The sequence below is a fragment of the Dactylosporangium sp. McL0621 genome (assembly GCF_049995355.1).
Classification (GTDB): domain Bacteria; phylum Actinomycetota; class Actinomycetes; order Mycobacteriales; family Micromonosporaceae; genus Dactylosporangium.
Genome location: NZ_CP188259.1, coordinates 2,939,716 through 2,954,164 on the forward strand (window position 1 = coordinate 2,939,716; position 14,449 = coordinate 2,954,164).

Sequence of the window (14,449 nt, forward strand, 5' to 3'; positions counted from 1 at the left end):
GGCGTACTCGCTGAGCAACCAGACGAGCTCGTTCGGCTGCCGCACGAGCGGCAGCGCCCGCGCGGTGGTCACCGCTTGGAGGAACGCCGTTGGATCCTGGCCGACCGCCGCCGCATAGGTGGCGACATCGTCGGTCGTCAGCGGGACGAGGTCGAATGTCGCCATGTCGGTGCCGAAGGCCTCGGCCAGGGCGTTCTGAACACCGGGAAGCCACGCCGCCGTCCGGCACGCAAGCACCAGCCGCATGTCGGTCGTCAGGTACTTGGCCGTCCGCTGGATCAGGCCGGCGCACTCGGGCCCGGTCAGCCTGGACTCGTCGAGTCCGTCGAGCACGAGCGTCGCTGTCTCGTGGTCGCTGGAGCACCTCGCGGCGAGTTGCGAGGAAGAGCCACCTTTCGGGTCTCGGGTGGTCCCGCGTTGCGAGCGGGGACCAGCACTGACATTTGTACTGGGCGATCCCGTACACACGAAACTACCCGCGGGCTGGGCTGCGGCGCACGCTGTCGGTATGCGGAAACAAGCCGTGGCACTGTTCTTTCTCGCGCCCCTCGTCGCCGAGTTCCTGCTCGGGGACTTCGGGATCAACGCGCTCTTCGCGCTGCTCTTTCTCGCGCCCATGTACGGCGGCGGGGCGATTCTCATCCGCGAGTTCGCGCGGCGCACCGGGCGGGGGTGGCCGACGATGCTGACGCTCGCGCTCGCGTACGGCGTGATCGAGGAAGGCCTCGTCACGCAGTCGCTGTTCAACCCCGACTATGCGGGCCTGCACCTGCTCCAGCACTGGTTCGTGCCCGGCCTCGGCATCTCGGTGCCGTGGACGATCACCGTTCTGGCTGTGCACACGATCTGGAGCATCAGCGTGCCGATCGCGCTCGTGGAGAACCTGAACCCCGCGACGCGCACCACGCCGTGGCTGCGGGCGCCCGGGCTCGTCGTGGCCGGGGTGCTGTGTGTGCTCGGCGCGGCGTTGAACGTGTTCGGTACGCAGAGCAGCGACCACTTCACCGCGCCGTGGCCTCGGCTCGCCGGGGCCGGGCTCGTCGGGCTGGCGCTGGTCGTGCTCGCGTTCCGGTGGCCGCACCGGAAGACCGTGCCGGGCCGGGTGCCCGCGGCGTGGCGCGTGCTCGTGCTCACGCTCGTGGCCGGGGCGCTGTTCCGGCTGCCCGGCTCCGTGCCGACCTGGGTCAGCGTGGGGCTGATGGCCGTGGTGTTCGGCGGGATGGCGGCCCTGGTGCTGCGCTGGTCGCGCCGTGACGGGTGGGGGGCCGGGCACCGGCTGGCGCTCGCGGCCGGGGCGACGCTGACGTACGCCTGGCACTCCTTCTCCATGAAGCCGTTCATGGGCGACGGGCCGGTGATCACGCCCGTCAGCCACGTGGTGTTCGCTCTGCTCGCGCTGCTGCTGTTGTACTTCGAGCAGCGTGCCCTTCCCGGTAATGAGCGGCCGGAGGCGCAGTTCAGGCGCGGTTCACCGGCGGCGAGCACGATCGAGCCATGAACGGCGACGCGGCGGTGGACGAGATGCAGGCGCTCTTCGAGGGCGAGGGCGCGCGGGACTATCTCGGCGAGCCGGTCACCCAGGCCGAGCACATGCTGCAGGCGGCGGCGCTCGCGGTACAGGCGCAGGCTCCGGAACCCCTCGTCGCCGCCGCGCTGCTGCACGACGTCGGGCACTTCCGGGGCCTGCTCACGGGGGCCGACCTCATGGAGGGCCGCGACAACCGGCACTCCGACACCGGGGCCGCCTGGCTGGCGCGATGGTTCGGGCCCGCGGTGTGCGAGCCGGTGCGGCTGCACGTGGCGGCGAAGCGGTACCTGTGCGCGGTCGAGCCGGGGTACCACGACCGGCTGTCCGAGGCGTCCCGGTTCACGCTCGGCGTGCAGGGCGGGCCGATGTCTCCGGCCGAGGTGCGCCGGTTCGCCGCGCACGGGTTCGCGGCCGACGCCGTGGCGCTGCGCCGCTGGGACGAGCAGGCCAAAGAGCCGGGCGCGAAGGTGCCGGCCTTCCAGTGGTACCGCGAAATGCTCGTCCGTCTGATGTCGGATTGACGATCGGTTTCCGGGCAGCCGGGCCGGGCCGCGCCGGGTGAGACTGGCTTGATGGCCACCGATGTCCCCGCCGACGCCCGGCTCATCTGCGCGCTGGACCAGATGGCCGCGAACCCCGAGATGCAGCGCGTGCGGGAGGTCGCGTTCGCCGCCCTGCATCTGGCGCCCGGCCAGCGCATTCTCGACGCGGGGGCGGGCACCGGCGAGGTGGCGCGGTGGCTCGCGACCCGCCTGTGCGACACCGGCTCGATCGTCGCGCTCGACGCCTCGGAGGCCGCGATCGCCGCGGCGCGGGCCCGCGACGAGGGGACCTGCGTGCAGTACCGGCGCGGCGACATCACCGCCCTGGACTTCCCGGACCGCTGGTTCGACGCGGTGCGCTGCGAGCGGGTCCTGCAGCACCTGGCCGAGCCCGGCCGCGCCGTGGCCGAGCTCGCCCGGGTCACCCGCGCCGGCGGCCGCGTCTGCCTCGTCGACACCGACTGGGAGTCCGTCGCCGTCGACGGGCTGCCCCGGCCGCTGGTCGCCCGGGTCCGCGAGCACCTGCTGGCCACCGTGGTCGGCCAGCACCTCGACATGGGCCGCACGCTGCGCCGGCGCCTGCACCACGCCGGGCTGCACGACGTGACGGCGGTGCCGGTCGCGCTGTACTTCCCCGACCCCATCGCCGCCGCGGCCGTGCTGCCGATGGTCAACCCGATGGTCCCGGCCGAGGCCGGCCTGATCCCGGGCGACCTGCGCGAGGACTGGTTCGGCGCGCTGAGCGAGGCGGGCGAGCGCGGCGACTTCCTGGCCACCCTGACCATGTGGGTGGCCGCGGGCACGGTCTAGGGGCCGTCGGCGGCGGCCAGGAGGTCGCGCAGCAGGGCCGAGAGGCGCCTGCGGTTCGCCTCGGGCAGGCGCTCGAAGACCTCGCGCTGCGCGTCCAGGCCCGCCACCACCGCCTCGTCCACGACCTCGCGGCCGTGCGGCGTCAGCGTGATGACCAGCCCGCGCCGGTCGCCGGGGTCCGGGGACCGGGTCACCAGCCCGGCCCGCTCGAGCCGGTCGAGCCGCCCCGTCATCCCGCCCGTGGTCAGCATCAGCGACGCGCTCAGCGCCTTGGGCGGCAGCTGGAACGGCTCGCCGGCGCGGCGCAGGGTCGCGAGCACGTCGAACTCGCCGCGGTTGATGCCCAGCGCGGCGTACACCTTCTCCTGCCGGTCCCCGAGCACCTTCGCCAGCCGGTAGATCCGCCCGAACGCGGCCATCGCATCGGTGCGCAGCTCCGGCCGCTCCTGCGCCCACTGCGCCACGATCCGGTCGACGTCGTCCATGCCGGAATCCTAGCATTCGCTTGCGACTAAGTGACTTAGTGGTAAGCTACTTAGTCATGAGGAACCTGACGGCCATCCCGCCCCTGCTGTGGGGGAGCACGTACCTCGTCACCACCGAGCTCCTCCCGCCCGGCCGCCCGCTGCTGGCCGGGGCCCTGCGCGCCCTGCCCGCCGGCCTGCTGCTCATCGCCGTGGCCCGCGCCCGGCCCCGGGGCGCCTGGTGGTGGCGCTCCGCCCTGCTCGGCACGCTCAACATCGGGCTGTTCTTCGCGCTGCTGTTCGTGGCCGCGTACCGGCTGCCCGGCGGGGTCGCGGCCGTCCTCGGCGCGCTCGGGCCGTTCGCGGTCGCCGGGCTCGCCTTCGGGCTGCTCGGCCAGCGCCCGGCGCGCACGGTGCTGCTGGCCGGGGCCGCGGGCGTGGCCGGCGTCGCGCTGCTGGTGCTGCGCTCGGAGGCGGCGCTCGACCCGATCGGGCTGGCCGCGGCGGCCGGCGGCATGGTGTCGATGTCCCTCGGTACCGTGCTCGGCCGGCGCTGGGGCGTCCCCGACGGGTTCGCCCACCGGCGGACCGCGCTGCTGGCCCTGACCGGCTGGCAGCTGACCGCCGGCGGCCTCCTGCTCGCCCCGGCCGCGCTGCTCGTCGAGGGCCTGCCGCCGGTGCCGACCGGGGGCAACGTCGCCGGCTTCGCGTACCTGTCGCTGGTCGGCACCGCCGGGGCGTACGTGCTGTGGTTCCGCGGCGTCACCACCCTCCCGCCCGCCCAGGTGACCCTGTTCGGCCTGCTCAGCCCGGTCGTCGCGGCCGCGCTCGGCTGGCTCGCGCTCGGCCAGTCCCTCTCGGCCGGCCAGCTCGCCGGGGCCGCGATCGTGCTGGTGGCGGTGCTGATCGGCACGGGATCCATCAAGGTCGGCAAGCCGACAAGATCGCTGCGGCCCGCGACCGCGCCGTAGCCTTGGTCCACATGGTGTCGCTCCGCCCGAGGACCCGCCGAGCCGGGATCGCCGCGCTCGTCGTCGTGGCCCTCATCGGGCTGGCGGCGCTCGCCGCGCCCGGCGGGGGCGGCGACCACGAGGGGCGGGTGCTGACCCGCACGTCCTCCGCGCAGGTCACCGCCGGGGTCGGCTGGACGCACCGCTGGACCGCCGCGCCCGGGGGCGTCACCGACGCGGCCGGCAACGAGTGGGAGGCCGACACCGGGGTCGTGCGGGGCGGCGAGGCCCCCAAGGCGCTCAATGCGGGAATTCCGGCGCCGTACCGGTACACCCGCGGCGGCACCCCGGCGTTCACCCTGCCGGTGCCGCAGCCCGGCACCTATGCCGTGACGCTCTCGCTGTCGGCCCCCGAGCGCGGCCCCGCGCCCGAGGCGACAGTCACCGTCAACGGCCAGAACATCCGGCTCGCCGCCACCGGCTCCGGGCGCGTGCGGCACGCCGTCGTGCTCGTCCCCGTCACCGGCGACGCGGCCGCGCTCACCGTCGGCGCGCTGCACAACCTCGCCGGGGTCGCCGCGGTCACCGCCACCATGGCGCGCACCGGCACCGACCCGCTGCACGCGGAGCTGGCCGAGGAGTTCGACGGGCCGGCCGGCACCGCGCTCCTGCCCGGCTGGCGGCACGAGACCGGCGGCGGGGGCTGGGGCAACGAAGAGCTGCAGGTGTACACCGAGGATGCCGGCAACGGCGCGCTGACCGGCGACGGCCGCCTGGCCGTCACCGCGCGCCACGACGGCGGCCGGTACACGTCCGCGCGGCTCCGCAGCGCGTTCGAGGCCCAGTACGGGCGGATCGAGGGCCTGCTCGAGGTACCACCGGGAAAGGGCCTTCTGCCGGCGTTCTGGATGCTCGGCGCGGACGTCGCCACCGCGGGCTGGCCGCAGGCGGGCGAGGTCGACCTCATGGAGTCGCTCGGCGCCGGCGAGCCCGGGGTCGTCCACGGCACGTTCCACGGCCCCGACGGTTCGGCGCGCGGCTGGGAGCGCCCGTTCACCGCGAAACCGGCCGGCGGGCCCGTGCACCGGTACGGCCTGGAGTGGTGGCCCGGCGTCCTGCAGTGGTCGGTCGACGGCGTGGTGCAGGCGACCCTGCGCCAGGAGGACCTCGGGGCGAAACAGGCGTGGGTGTTCGAGCGCCCCGCGTTCCTGCTGCTGAACGTGGCCGTCGGCGGCCGCTGGCCCGGCCCCCCGCCGCCCGCGACGGCGTTTCCCCAGACGATGTACGTCGAGTCCGTGCACTGGTGGCGCTAGGGTTTCGGCCATGACCTTCGATGCCATCGTGGTCGGCGCGCGCGTCGCCGGCGCGCCGACCGCCATGCTGCTCGCCCGGGCCGGCCGGCGGGTGCTCCTCCTGGACCGCGCCACCTTCCCCAGTGACGTCACGTCGACGCACCTGATCCACGTGCCGGGGATGGCGTACCTGCGCCGCTGGGGCCTGCACGACGCGGTCGCGAACGCGGGCGCGCCGCCGCTGCAGCGGTTCTCGATGGACTTCGGCCCGTTCACCATCAGCGCCCCGCCGCCCGCGGACGACGGCGCCGCCCACCCGTACTGCGTGCGCCGCACCGTCCTCGACGCGATCCTGCTCGACGCCGCCCGTTCGGCCGGCGTCGTCGTCCGTGAGGGCACGGCCGTCGAGGGTCTGCTGCACTCCTCCGGCCGCGTGACCGGCGTGCGCGGCGAGGGCTTCGAGGAGCACGCGAGCATCGTCATCGGCGCCGACGGCCTGCGCTCGGTCGTGGCCCGCTCGGCCAGCGCCGAGACCTACCACGCCACGCCGTCGCTCACCGCGTGCTACTACGCGTACTACCAGGGCGTGCAGCCGCGCGAGGCCGCCGAGATCTACCAGCTGGGCGACCGCGCGGTGGTCCTCTTCCCCACCAACGACGGCGCGACGTGCGTGTTCGTGGCGTGCCCGGCCGCGCAGTTCCACGACTTCCGCACCGACGTCGAGGCCGGCTATGCGGAAGCCCTGGCCCGTGTACCGGCGGTGGCGGCCCGGGTCGCGGCGGCCACCCGGATCGGGCGCATGCAGGCGACCGCGGACGTGCCGAACTTCTTCCGCACCTCGGCCGGCCCGGGCTGGGCCCTGGTCGGCGACGCGGGCTACCACAAGGACCCGGTGATGGCCGCGGGCATCACGGACGCCTTCGTGGCCGCGCAGCTACTGGCCGACGCCGTCCACAAGGGACTGGCGGACGACCTCGACGCGGCGGTGTCCGCCTACGCCGAGGAGCGCGACCGCCGCTTCCTGCCGGCCCTGCAGCTCACGTGCCAGCTGGCGTCGATGGAGCCGCCGGCGCCGGAGATGGCCGCGCTGTTCGCCACGATCGCCGCGAGCGAGGCGGAGTCGACCCGCTTCTTCGGCGTGATGCAGGGCAGCACCCCGATCCCCGAGTACTTCGCCCCGGACAACCTCGCCCGAATCATGACCGGTGCCTGACGCCGGCGGCCGCTGGACGAACGCCGCCGAGGCCGCCGCCCGGCTGCCGGACATCGCCGCGCTGCACCGCCGCTGCCGCGCGTTGGCCATGCTGGAGACCATCACGGTGCGGGACGCGTACTACCGCGCCTTCTCCTACCGCGCGGGCCGGGCCACCTACCACAACGGAAGCGGCGACCACCTCGTGCTCGCCTTCACGGACGCAGGCGCCCTCGTGCACGGCTTCGACCACGAGTCCCCGATGAGCCCATGGGCGAACGACGACGAGGTGTGGCCCGGCCTGCTGGACGGGGTGCCCGCGCCGCTGGCCCCCTTGCTGTCCCACCCGTTCCTGACCGGCGACGCCGGCGACCCGCCGTCGGTGACGCTGTGCCTGTGGCGCGAACCGGACGACGCCCTCTGGCGGACCGGCCCGGTCGAGTTCGCGGGCTCGGACGGCGCGGACATGCTGCGCATCCTGGCGGGCCCGGACCCGGACACCTATGCCGCCTTCGCCGCCGACATCCACGGCACGACCCTGGACACGGAGGCGGTCGCGCGTGTCTGCGCGCTGGAGCCCCTGACCCCGGCGCTGGTGCACGCCCTCGCCCCGGGCACGGACTTCGTCGAGATCGCGGCCGAGGCGGTGCGGGCGGGCTTCCCGACGGCTCCCTGACCCACCCCGACCGCGTTACTTGAGGTGGCCCGCGGTCAGGCCGGACTGGACCTGGCGCTGGAAAGCGCCGGCGTCGCCCTCGTCACGGCCTTGGGTTGCGTTGCGGCCGTCGTCTTCGTTGCGGCCCTGGGTTGCGTTGCGGCCGTCGTCTTTGTCACGGCCTTGGGTTGCGTTGCGGCCGTCGTCTTTGTTGCGGCCCTGGGTTGCGTTGCGGCCGTCGTCTTCGTTGCGGCCCTGGGTTGCGTTGCGGCCGTCGTCTTCGTTGCGGCCCTGGGCTGCGTTGCCGGCGCCGGTGGCGTTGCGGCTTTCGGCGGCGGTCCGGCTTTCGGCGGGTCCGGCCACAGTCGCTCGTCGGGTTGCGGGGCCGCCGGGGCGGCGACGAGGGCGGGCGCGGGGCCGGCCGCCAGGTGCAGGGCGCCCTCGGCGACGACCAGCTGCGGCTCCTCGAGGACCGTCGGGGCGACGGCCGTGGCGCGGTGCAGCATCGTGGCGATCAGCGGGGTACGGGTACCGCCGCCGACAAGGAACCACCCGGCGACCGCATCCGGCCGCACCCGGGCCTCCTTGAGCGTGGTCAGGGCGAGCTGCACGGTGCGGGCCAGCACCGGCTCGGCCGCGGCGTCGAACTGCTGGCGCGTGAAGAGCACCTCCTGGTCGGCCACCGGGATGAACATGCTCGCCGAGGACTCCCGCGACAGCGCGCCGGAAACGATCGGTCGATCGGCTCGGCAAAAATGTCAGACCCGCCGCGTAAGGTGCCCATTGCGATCAACCCCAGGGAGGCAGCCGTGTTCGGACTGGTGCTCAGCGCGCTGCGGGCGCGGGCGGCGCAGGCGTGGGCCGTCTTCGTGCTGGCCGTGCTGCTGGTGACCGCGGCCGCCGCCGGGCCGTGGTTCGCCGCCGGGGCCGGGCGCCGGGCGGCCGCGGCCGATGTCGCCGCCGCCCCCGCGGCCGAGCGGACGATCTCGGTCCGCCGCCAGACCAACGCCGACGGCGACCCGGAGTCCGCGCTGGCCGCCTACCGCGACACGGTCGAGCGGCTGCTGCCGGGGTTCGGCCCGGCCGGGGCGGCCACCGTCGGGGTCGCCGCCGACATGCTGCTGAACCGGGGCGAGACAACGACGAAAATCCCGGTGGTGTACCGCGATGGGGCCTGCCAACACCTGCAGGTCGACGGGCGCTGCCCGCAGGCCGCCGGCGAGGTGCTGCTCAGCGTCGCGGCCGCCGACGCGCTCGGGCTGCACACCGGCGACGCGCTCGAGCTGCGCAACCGGCCCGGCGCGAAGGCGGTGCCGGCGACCGTCGTGGGGCGCTACGAGCTCGCCGACGCCGCCGGGGCGTACTGGGGCGACTCGCTCTTCCGGGCCGGCGACGGCGGGCCCGACCCGATGTTCACCGCCGTCGGGACCTTCGAGAGCCCGCAGCTGGCCGGGCCGACCTTCGCCTACACCGCCGAGCTGCCCGAATCGGCGTTCACCGACCCCGGGTCCCCGGTCGCCGACCGGCTGCGCGCCGCCGGCTTCGCGCTCGGGCGGGCCGGGCTGACGCTCGTCGCGCCCGGCCAGGGGCTCGTCGAGCGCATCGCCGCCGACCGGGCCGCGATCCGCGGCGGCGCCCTCGCCGGGACGCTCGCGGCGGTGGTGCTGTGCTGGTTCGCGCTCGCCCTCGCGGGCCGGCAGACCGCGCGCGAGCGGCGGGGCGACGCGGGGCTGCTGAAGCTGCGCGGCGGATCCCGGCGGCGGGCGCTGCGGCTGGGGGTCGGGCAGCTGGCGGTACCGCTGCTGGCCGGTCTTCCGTTCGGGCTCGGGCTCGGCTGGGTGGCCGGGCGCCTGCTCGGCGGGCCCGCGGCCGGGCTCGCGCCGCCGTTCGGCGGGGTGGCAGGGGCGTGGCTGCTGGCCGGGCTGGCCGCGATCGGCGCGGTCCTCGGCGGCCTGGCCGCGATCGCCGCCGGGGAGCTCGCGGTGCTGCGCGCGCCGGTGGCGGTGCTGCTGCGGCGGGTACCGTCGCCGGGAAAGGCGCGCCGGGCCGCCGTCGACGTGATCCTCGTCGTGCTCGCCGGGTTCGCCGCCGCCCAGCTGTGGGGGACCGGGCTGCGCACCGCCGTGCCGCTGCTCGTCGCCGTCGTGGTCGCCGTGGCCGCCGCCCGCATCCTGGCCGGCGCCGCGTCCCGGGCCGGCTCGGGGGCGCTGCGGGCCGGGCGGCTGCGGGCCGGGCTCGCCGCCGTCGCGCTGTCCCGCCAGCCGGGCGGCGACCGGCTCATGGCCCTCATCGCCGTCGCGGTCGCCGGGGTGTGCGCCGCGACCGGCGGCTGGCTCGCCGGGTTCGACGCCCGCGACGCCCGGGCCGCGCAGGAGCTCGGCGCGCCGCGGGTGCTCACCGTCCGGGCCGCCAACCCGACCGCGCTGCTCGAGGGCGTGCGCCGCGCCGACCCCGGCGGCCGCGAGGCGATGGCGGTCGTCGTGGACCGGACGTCCGGCCCGCCCGTCATCGCCGTCGACACGGCCCGGCTCGCGGCGGTGGCGGGGTGGCGGCCGGAGTACGGGCCGTTGCCGTCGCTGCGCCCGGCCGGCACCGGGGCGGACGAGCCGGGCATCACCGGCGGCCGGCTCGTCGTGCGGGCCCGCAACGACGGCGCCGGGCCGGTCGGCCTGGCCGTGGTCGTGCAGAACACCGTCACCGGCCGGCGCGCCACCGTCACCCTCGGCCCGCTGGACCGCGGCGAGCACGAGGCCGCCGCCGACGTCACCGGCTGCGCCGAGACCTGCCGCCTGGTCCGCCTCGACCTCATCCAGCCACGGCCCGCGGGCGCCGGCGGCCCGTCGGACGAGCTCGTGAAGCCGACCGCCGACACCCCGCCCAGCGACGTCGCCGCCGCCACGCTCACCATCACCGAGGTGCGCCAGGAGGCCCCGGCCGCGCGGGTGCTCGACGCGGCCTTCCTCGGCGACCCGCGGCAGTGGCGCACCGGCCCCATCGGGCCCGCGATGCAGGTCAGCGCGCGGCAGGGGGCGCTGACGCTGTCACTGCCCGACGCCGCCTGGGGCTTCGACGACCGCGTCTACGTCATGGGCGCCGGCCTGCCGCTGCCCGCCGTCCTGGCCGGCGAGGCGCCGGCCCCGTGGCGCCTCGGCGACCCGGCCCTCGACCTCTTCGGCGGCGGCGCCGTGCCCGTCCACGTCGCCGGCACCGCCCCGCTGCTGCCGGTCCTGGGCGGGTCCGGCGTGCTCGTCGACCTCGACGCCGCCGAGCGCCTCGGCGCCGGCGGGTCCGCGGCCGGCACCGACCAGGTCTGGCTCGCGGCCGGCGCCGGGCCCGGGCTCACCGACCGGCTCCGCGCCGCCGGGCTGACCGTGCTCGGCGAGGACAGCGTCGCCGCCCGCGCCGACCGGCTCGCCGCGCGCGGGCCCGCCGTCGCCGAGCGTTACCGGCTCTTCGCCGCCGCGCTCGGGCTGCTCGCCGCGGCGGCCGCGCTCGCGGTCGCGGTCGCCGCCGAGCGCCGCCAGCGCGGCGCCGACCTGCGGGCCCTGCGCGTGCAGGGGCTCCCGGCGCGCACCGCGGCGTCGGCGGGGCGGGCCGGCTCCGGCGCGGTCGTCCTGGCCGGGGTCGTGACCGGGCTGCTCGCCGCGGTCGTGGCGCGCTTCGCGTCCGGGCCGCCGCTGCCGTACTTCGCCGACGGCTGGCACCCGCCCGCCCCGCCGGAACCGCTGCCGCCGCTGGCCCTGCTCGCCACCGGTGCCGTGGTCCTGCTGCTGCTCGCCCTCGTCTGGCGCGTCGCCACCGCCGGCGACGCCGAAGGGAAGACGCGATGATCTCGCTGCTGCTGTCGATGCTGCGGGCCCGGCGCGGCCAGGCCGTCGTGCTCGCCCTGCTGTCGCTGTTCGCGGTCGCGGCGGCCGTCGCCGCGCCCGCCTACCTGCAGGCGGTCGACCGCTCGATCGTCGCCGGGCAGGTGGAGACGGCCGCGGCCCGGGAGCGCTCGCTGAGCGTCACCGCGTCCGTGAACCCGCGCAACGACGACGGGTTCGACTTCGCCGACGTCGCCGGCGGGCTCGTCGACCTGCCCGGGTTCGACCAGGTGTACGGCGGCGAGTTCCCGGCCGTGGGCATCGAGCCCGACCGGGTGCGGGCGTCGCGGGTGACGTACCGCCAGGACGCCTGCGCCCACCTGACCATCGTGGCCGGGCGCTGCCTGGCCGGCTCCGGCGACGTGGTCCTCGGCGAGCAGACCGCGGCGCGGCTGCACCTCGGCCCCGGCGACCCGATCACGCTCACGTTCGCGGCGCTCGGCGGCAGCAACTCCCAGCCGATCTACATCGCCGACGGCGCCCCGGCCCGGCTCACCGTCGCCGGCACCTACCGGCCCGCGGACCCGGCGGAGACCTACTGGGGCGGCCACGGGTACTTCGACCTCGACACCGCCGGGCGCCCCGGCGAGCCGGTCTTCGCCTCGGCCGCGACGATCGCCGGGATGGACCACGGCATGACCGCGGTGTCGATCGACGTGACCGCCGGGCCGGGCGCGCTCACCGCCGCCGGGCTGCCCGAGACCCGCCGCCGCCTCGGCGAGCTGCAGGCCCGCGCCTCCCAGCTCGGCAAGGGGCTCGTCGTCACCACCGAGCTGCCGCGGCTCTTCACGCGGATCGACGCCAGCCAGGAGCTGGCCCGGCGCAGCGTCCCGACCGGCGCCGCCCCGCTGCTGCTGCTCGCCTACGCGGTGCTGTTCATCGCCGCCGACTACGCCACGACCGGGCGCCGGCCCGAGCTCGCCGTCGTCGCGCTGCGCGGCACCCGCTGGTGGACGCGGTGGTGGCTGACCCTCGGCGAGGGACTGGCCGCGATCGTGCTCGGCGGGCTGGCCGGGTGCGTCGCCGGGCAGCTGCTCGTCGCCGCGGTCGTCGCCTGGCGCTTCCCCGGCGTGGGGGCGCCGGTCTTCACCGTTGACGCGTTGCGGTACGCCCCGGTCGCTCTTCTCGGAGCGATCGCGGCCGCGCTCGTGGCCCAGCGCCGGCACCTGACCGCGCCGGTCGCCGGGCTGCTGCGGCGCCTGCGCGGCCGGACCGCCGGCTGGAGGGTGCGCGCGGGCGAGGCCGTCGTCGCCGTGCTCGCCGCCGCCGCGACCCTCCAGCTCTTCCTCACCGACGGCTCGCTCACCGGCGTCGCGGTCGTCGCGCCCGCCCTGGTGATCCTCGCCCTCGCCCTCGCCACCGCGCGCGCCGTCACGCCGCTGGCCCGCCTGGCCGGCGCGTGGGCGCTGCGCCGGGGCCGGCTCACCACCGCGCTCGCCGCCTTCCAGCTGTCCCGCCGGGCCGGGGCCCAGCGGCTCATCCTGCTGCTCGTGACGGCCGTGGGCGTGCTCGGCTACGCGGTCACCGCCACCGACCTGGCCGCGCGCGACCGCGACCTCGCCGCGCAGATCTCCACCGGCGCGCCCCGGGTGCTCACCGTCGCCTCGGTCGGCCGCGAGCAGCTGCTGCAGGCCGTGCGGGCCGCCGACCCGGCCGGCGCCTACGCGATGGCCGTCGTCGAGCTGCCCGCGGGCCGGCCCGGCGAGGCGCCGCGGCTCGCCGTCGACACGACCCGGCTCGCGGCCGCGTCGACCTGGCTCGGCGCGTACGGTGCCGCCGACCCGGGCGCGCTCGCCACCCGGCTGCGCCCGCCCGTGCGCGACGTGGGCCTGACCATCCCCGGCCAGGACGTCACCGTCGACGCGACCGTCACCGGCGCCCGCCCCGACAACCCGGTCGGGCTGAAGCTCGTGCTCGCCGGCCCGCGCGGGCGCGCCAACGTCGACCTCGGCACCGTGCACAACGGCCCCGGCACCTACCAGCAGCGCGTGGCCGACTGCGCGGACGGCTGCCGGCTCGTGGGCGTGCACCTGACGAACCTGGAGCCGGCCGCGACCGCGACCCGGCTGACCGTGGTACTCAACGCGGTGCGCACCATCAACCCGGCCCGGACCGCGGCCACCGGCGCGCAGCTGGCCGACCTGGGCCGCTGGCGCGCGAGCGCGGCGACCCTCACCGCCGCTCCCGACGGCCTGCGCATCGGCGTCGACGCGCCCGACGGCCTGCCCAACGGGGTGTGGGTCCAGCCCGCGGAGGTCCCGCTGCCGCTGCCCGTCGCCACGACCGCACCGGCGTCGGCGATCTCGGGCCTCGACGGCCTCGACGTGCCGGTGACCGTGGCCGCGCACCTCGACGCCGTGCCGCGGCTGGGCACCGAGGGCACGATCGTCGACCTGGAGTACGCCGAGCGCCTCGCCACCGACTCCGGCCTCGCCCGCGACCCGGAGGTCTGGCTGGGCCCGGCCGCCCCGCCCGACGCGGTCGCCCGCCTCGCCGCCCAGGGCCTCGTCGTCGTGGACGACACGCGCATCGCCGACACACGGGCGCGCCTGGCCGCCCAGGGCCCGGCGCTGTCCCTGTGGTTCCACGTGCTGGCCGGCGCCCTGGCCGTGCTGCTGGCCGCGGGCGGCCTGGCCCTGGTCATCGCCGTGGACCGCCGCGAGCGCCGCGCCGACCTGGCCGCCCTGCGCGCCCAGGGCCTGCCGCGCCGCACGGCCGCGCGGGTGGCCCTGTGGACCTACCCGGCCCTGGTCCTCGCCTCCGCCCCGCCGGGCCTGGCCACGGCGCTGATCGCGTGGCGCCTGACGGGCTGGGCCCTGCCGGTCTTCGGCGAGCCCATGCCGTCACTGCCCCTGCCCCACTGGCCGACGGGCCCGGCCGTGCCCCTGACCTGGCTGCTGACCCTGCTGCTCCTGACGGCCGTGGCCGCGTCGACAGCGCGCGCAACGACACCGCCGCCGCCCCGCCCAGGCCCAGCCACGGGCTGAGCCGGCAGCCGCATCAAGGGCGCGGGCAACGGCACGGCCGCCGCCCCGCCCGGGCCCGGCCACGGGCTGGAAGGGCGGCCGCATTGAGGGCGCGGGCGACGGTGCGGCGGTTGTGCCGGTCGGGTTCGGTTGTGGGCAGAGCCGGTGGTCGTGTTGAGGGCGT

Annotated in this window: 11 protein-coding genes and 1 pseudogene; 9 read left to right on the top strand and 3 right to left on the bottom strand. The window is 76.8% G+C overall.

What is annotated here, in order from left to right; translation table 11 throughout:
- Positions 1 to 508 precede the first annotated feature (508 nt).
- Genes ACPPVO_RS13760 through ACPPVO_RS13770 form a run of 3 tightly spaced genes read left to right on the top strand, consistent with a single transcriptional unit; the run spans position 509 to position 2,880 of the window.
- Positions 509 to 1,498 (top strand): hypothetical protein, encoded by a 990-nt coding sequence (locus ACPPVO_RS13760; RefSeq protein WP_426511592.1) that lies wholly within the window; start codon positions 509 to 511, stop codon positions 1,496 to 1,498.
- Positions 1,495 to 2,049 carry a phosphonate degradation HD-domain oxygenase gene (locus ACPPVO_RS13765; RefSeq protein WP_426511593.1) on the top strand — a complete coding sequence of 185 codons (555 nt, stop codon included), beginning with the start codon at positions 1,495 to 1,497 and terminating at the stop codon, positions 2,047 to 2,049. The genes ACPPVO_RS13760 and ACPPVO_RS13765 overlap by 4 nt, the downstream gene beginning before the upstream one ends.
- A 51-nt stretch (positions 2,050 to 2,100) precedes the next feature.
- Positions 2,101 to 2,880, top strand: a complete 780-nt coding sequence (locus ACPPVO_RS13770) for a methyltransferase domain-containing protein (protein WP_426511594.1) — start codon at positions 2,101 to 2,103, stop codon at positions 2,878 to 2,880.
- On the opposite strand, the gene ACPPVO_RS13775 is transcribed toward ACPPVO_RS13770, so the two are convergent.
- Positions 2,877 to 3,365, bottom strand: a complete 489-nt coding sequence (locus ACPPVO_RS13775; RefSeq protein WP_426511595.1) for a MarR family winged helix-turn-helix transcriptional regulator — start codon at positions 3,363 to 3,365, stop codon at positions 2,877 to 2,879. The genes ACPPVO_RS13770 and ACPPVO_RS13775 overlap by 4 nt on opposite strands.
- Positions 3,366 to 3,421: 56 nt before the next feature.
- Here ACPPVO_RS13775 and ACPPVO_RS13780 point away from each other — a divergent pair, with 56 nt between their 5' ends.
- The 4 genes from ACPPVO_RS13780 to ACPPVO_RS13795 are packed head-to-tail and all read left to right on the top strand — an operon-like array spanning position 3,422 to position 7,454.
- Positions 3,422 to 4,315, top strand: a complete 894-nt coding sequence (locus ACPPVO_RS13780; protein WP_426511596.1) for an EamA family transporter — start codon at positions 3,422 to 3,424, stop codon at positions 4,313 to 4,315.
- An 11-nt stretch (positions 4,316 to 4,326) separates the two neighbouring features.
- Entirely contained in the window at positions 4,327 to 5,607 is a 1,281-nt protein-coding gene (locus ACPPVO_RS13785; RefSeq protein ID WP_426511597.1) for a glycoside hydrolase family 16 protein, read from the top strand.
- 10 nt (positions 5,608 to 5,617) lie between these two features.
- On the top strand, positions 5,618 to 6,799 hold the full coding sequence (locus tag ACPPVO_RS13790; RefSeq protein ID WP_426511598.1) for an NAD(P)/FAD-dependent oxidoreductase: 1,182 nt from the start codon (positions 5,618 to 5,620) through the stop codon (positions 6,797 to 6,799).
- Positions 6,792 to 7,454: a hypothetical protein gene (locus ACPPVO_RS13795; RefSeq protein ID WP_426511599.1), complete on the top strand. Its 663-nt coding sequence runs from the start codon at positions 6,792 to 6,794 to the stop codon at positions 7,452 to 7,454. The genes ACPPVO_RS13790 and ACPPVO_RS13795 overlap by 8 nt, the downstream gene beginning before the upstream one ends.
- Before the next feature lie 15 nt (positions 7,455 to 7,469).
- On the opposite strand, the gene ACPPVO_RS13800 is transcribed toward ACPPVO_RS13795, so the two are convergent.
- Together ACPPVO_RS13800 and ACPPVO_RS13805 are read right to left on the bottom strand one after the other, a co-directional pair.
- Positions 7,470 to 7,796 carry a hypothetical protein gene (locus tag ACPPVO_RS13800; protein ID WP_426514963.1) on the bottom strand — a complete coding sequence of 109 codons (327 nt, stop codon included), beginning with the start codon at positions 7,794 to 7,796 and terminating at the stop codon, positions 7,470 to 7,472.
- A gap of 128 nt (positions 7,797 to 7,924) precedes the next feature.
- Positions 7,925 to 8,128 (bottom strand): annotated as a pseudogene (locus tag ACPPVO_RS13805) (Hsp70 family protein); the annotation flags it as partial.
- A 114-nt stretch (positions 8,129 to 8,242) separates the two neighbouring features.
- Between ACPPVO_RS13805 and ACPPVO_RS13810 the strand changes: the two are divergent.
- Positions 8,243 to 11,263, top strand: coding sequence for an FtsX-like permease family protein (locus ACPPVO_RS13810; protein WP_426511600.1), 3,021 nt, complete (start codon positions 8,243 to 8,245; stop codon positions 11,261 to 11,263).
- Positions 11,260 to 14,286, top strand: a complete 3,027-nt coding sequence (locus ACPPVO_RS13815; RefSeq protein WP_426511601.1) for an FtsX-like permease family protein — start codon at positions 11,260 to 11,262, stop codon at positions 14,284 to 14,286. The genes ACPPVO_RS13810 and ACPPVO_RS13815 overlap by 4 nt, the downstream gene beginning before the upstream one ends.
- Positions 14,287 to 14,449 lie beyond the last annotated feature (163 nt).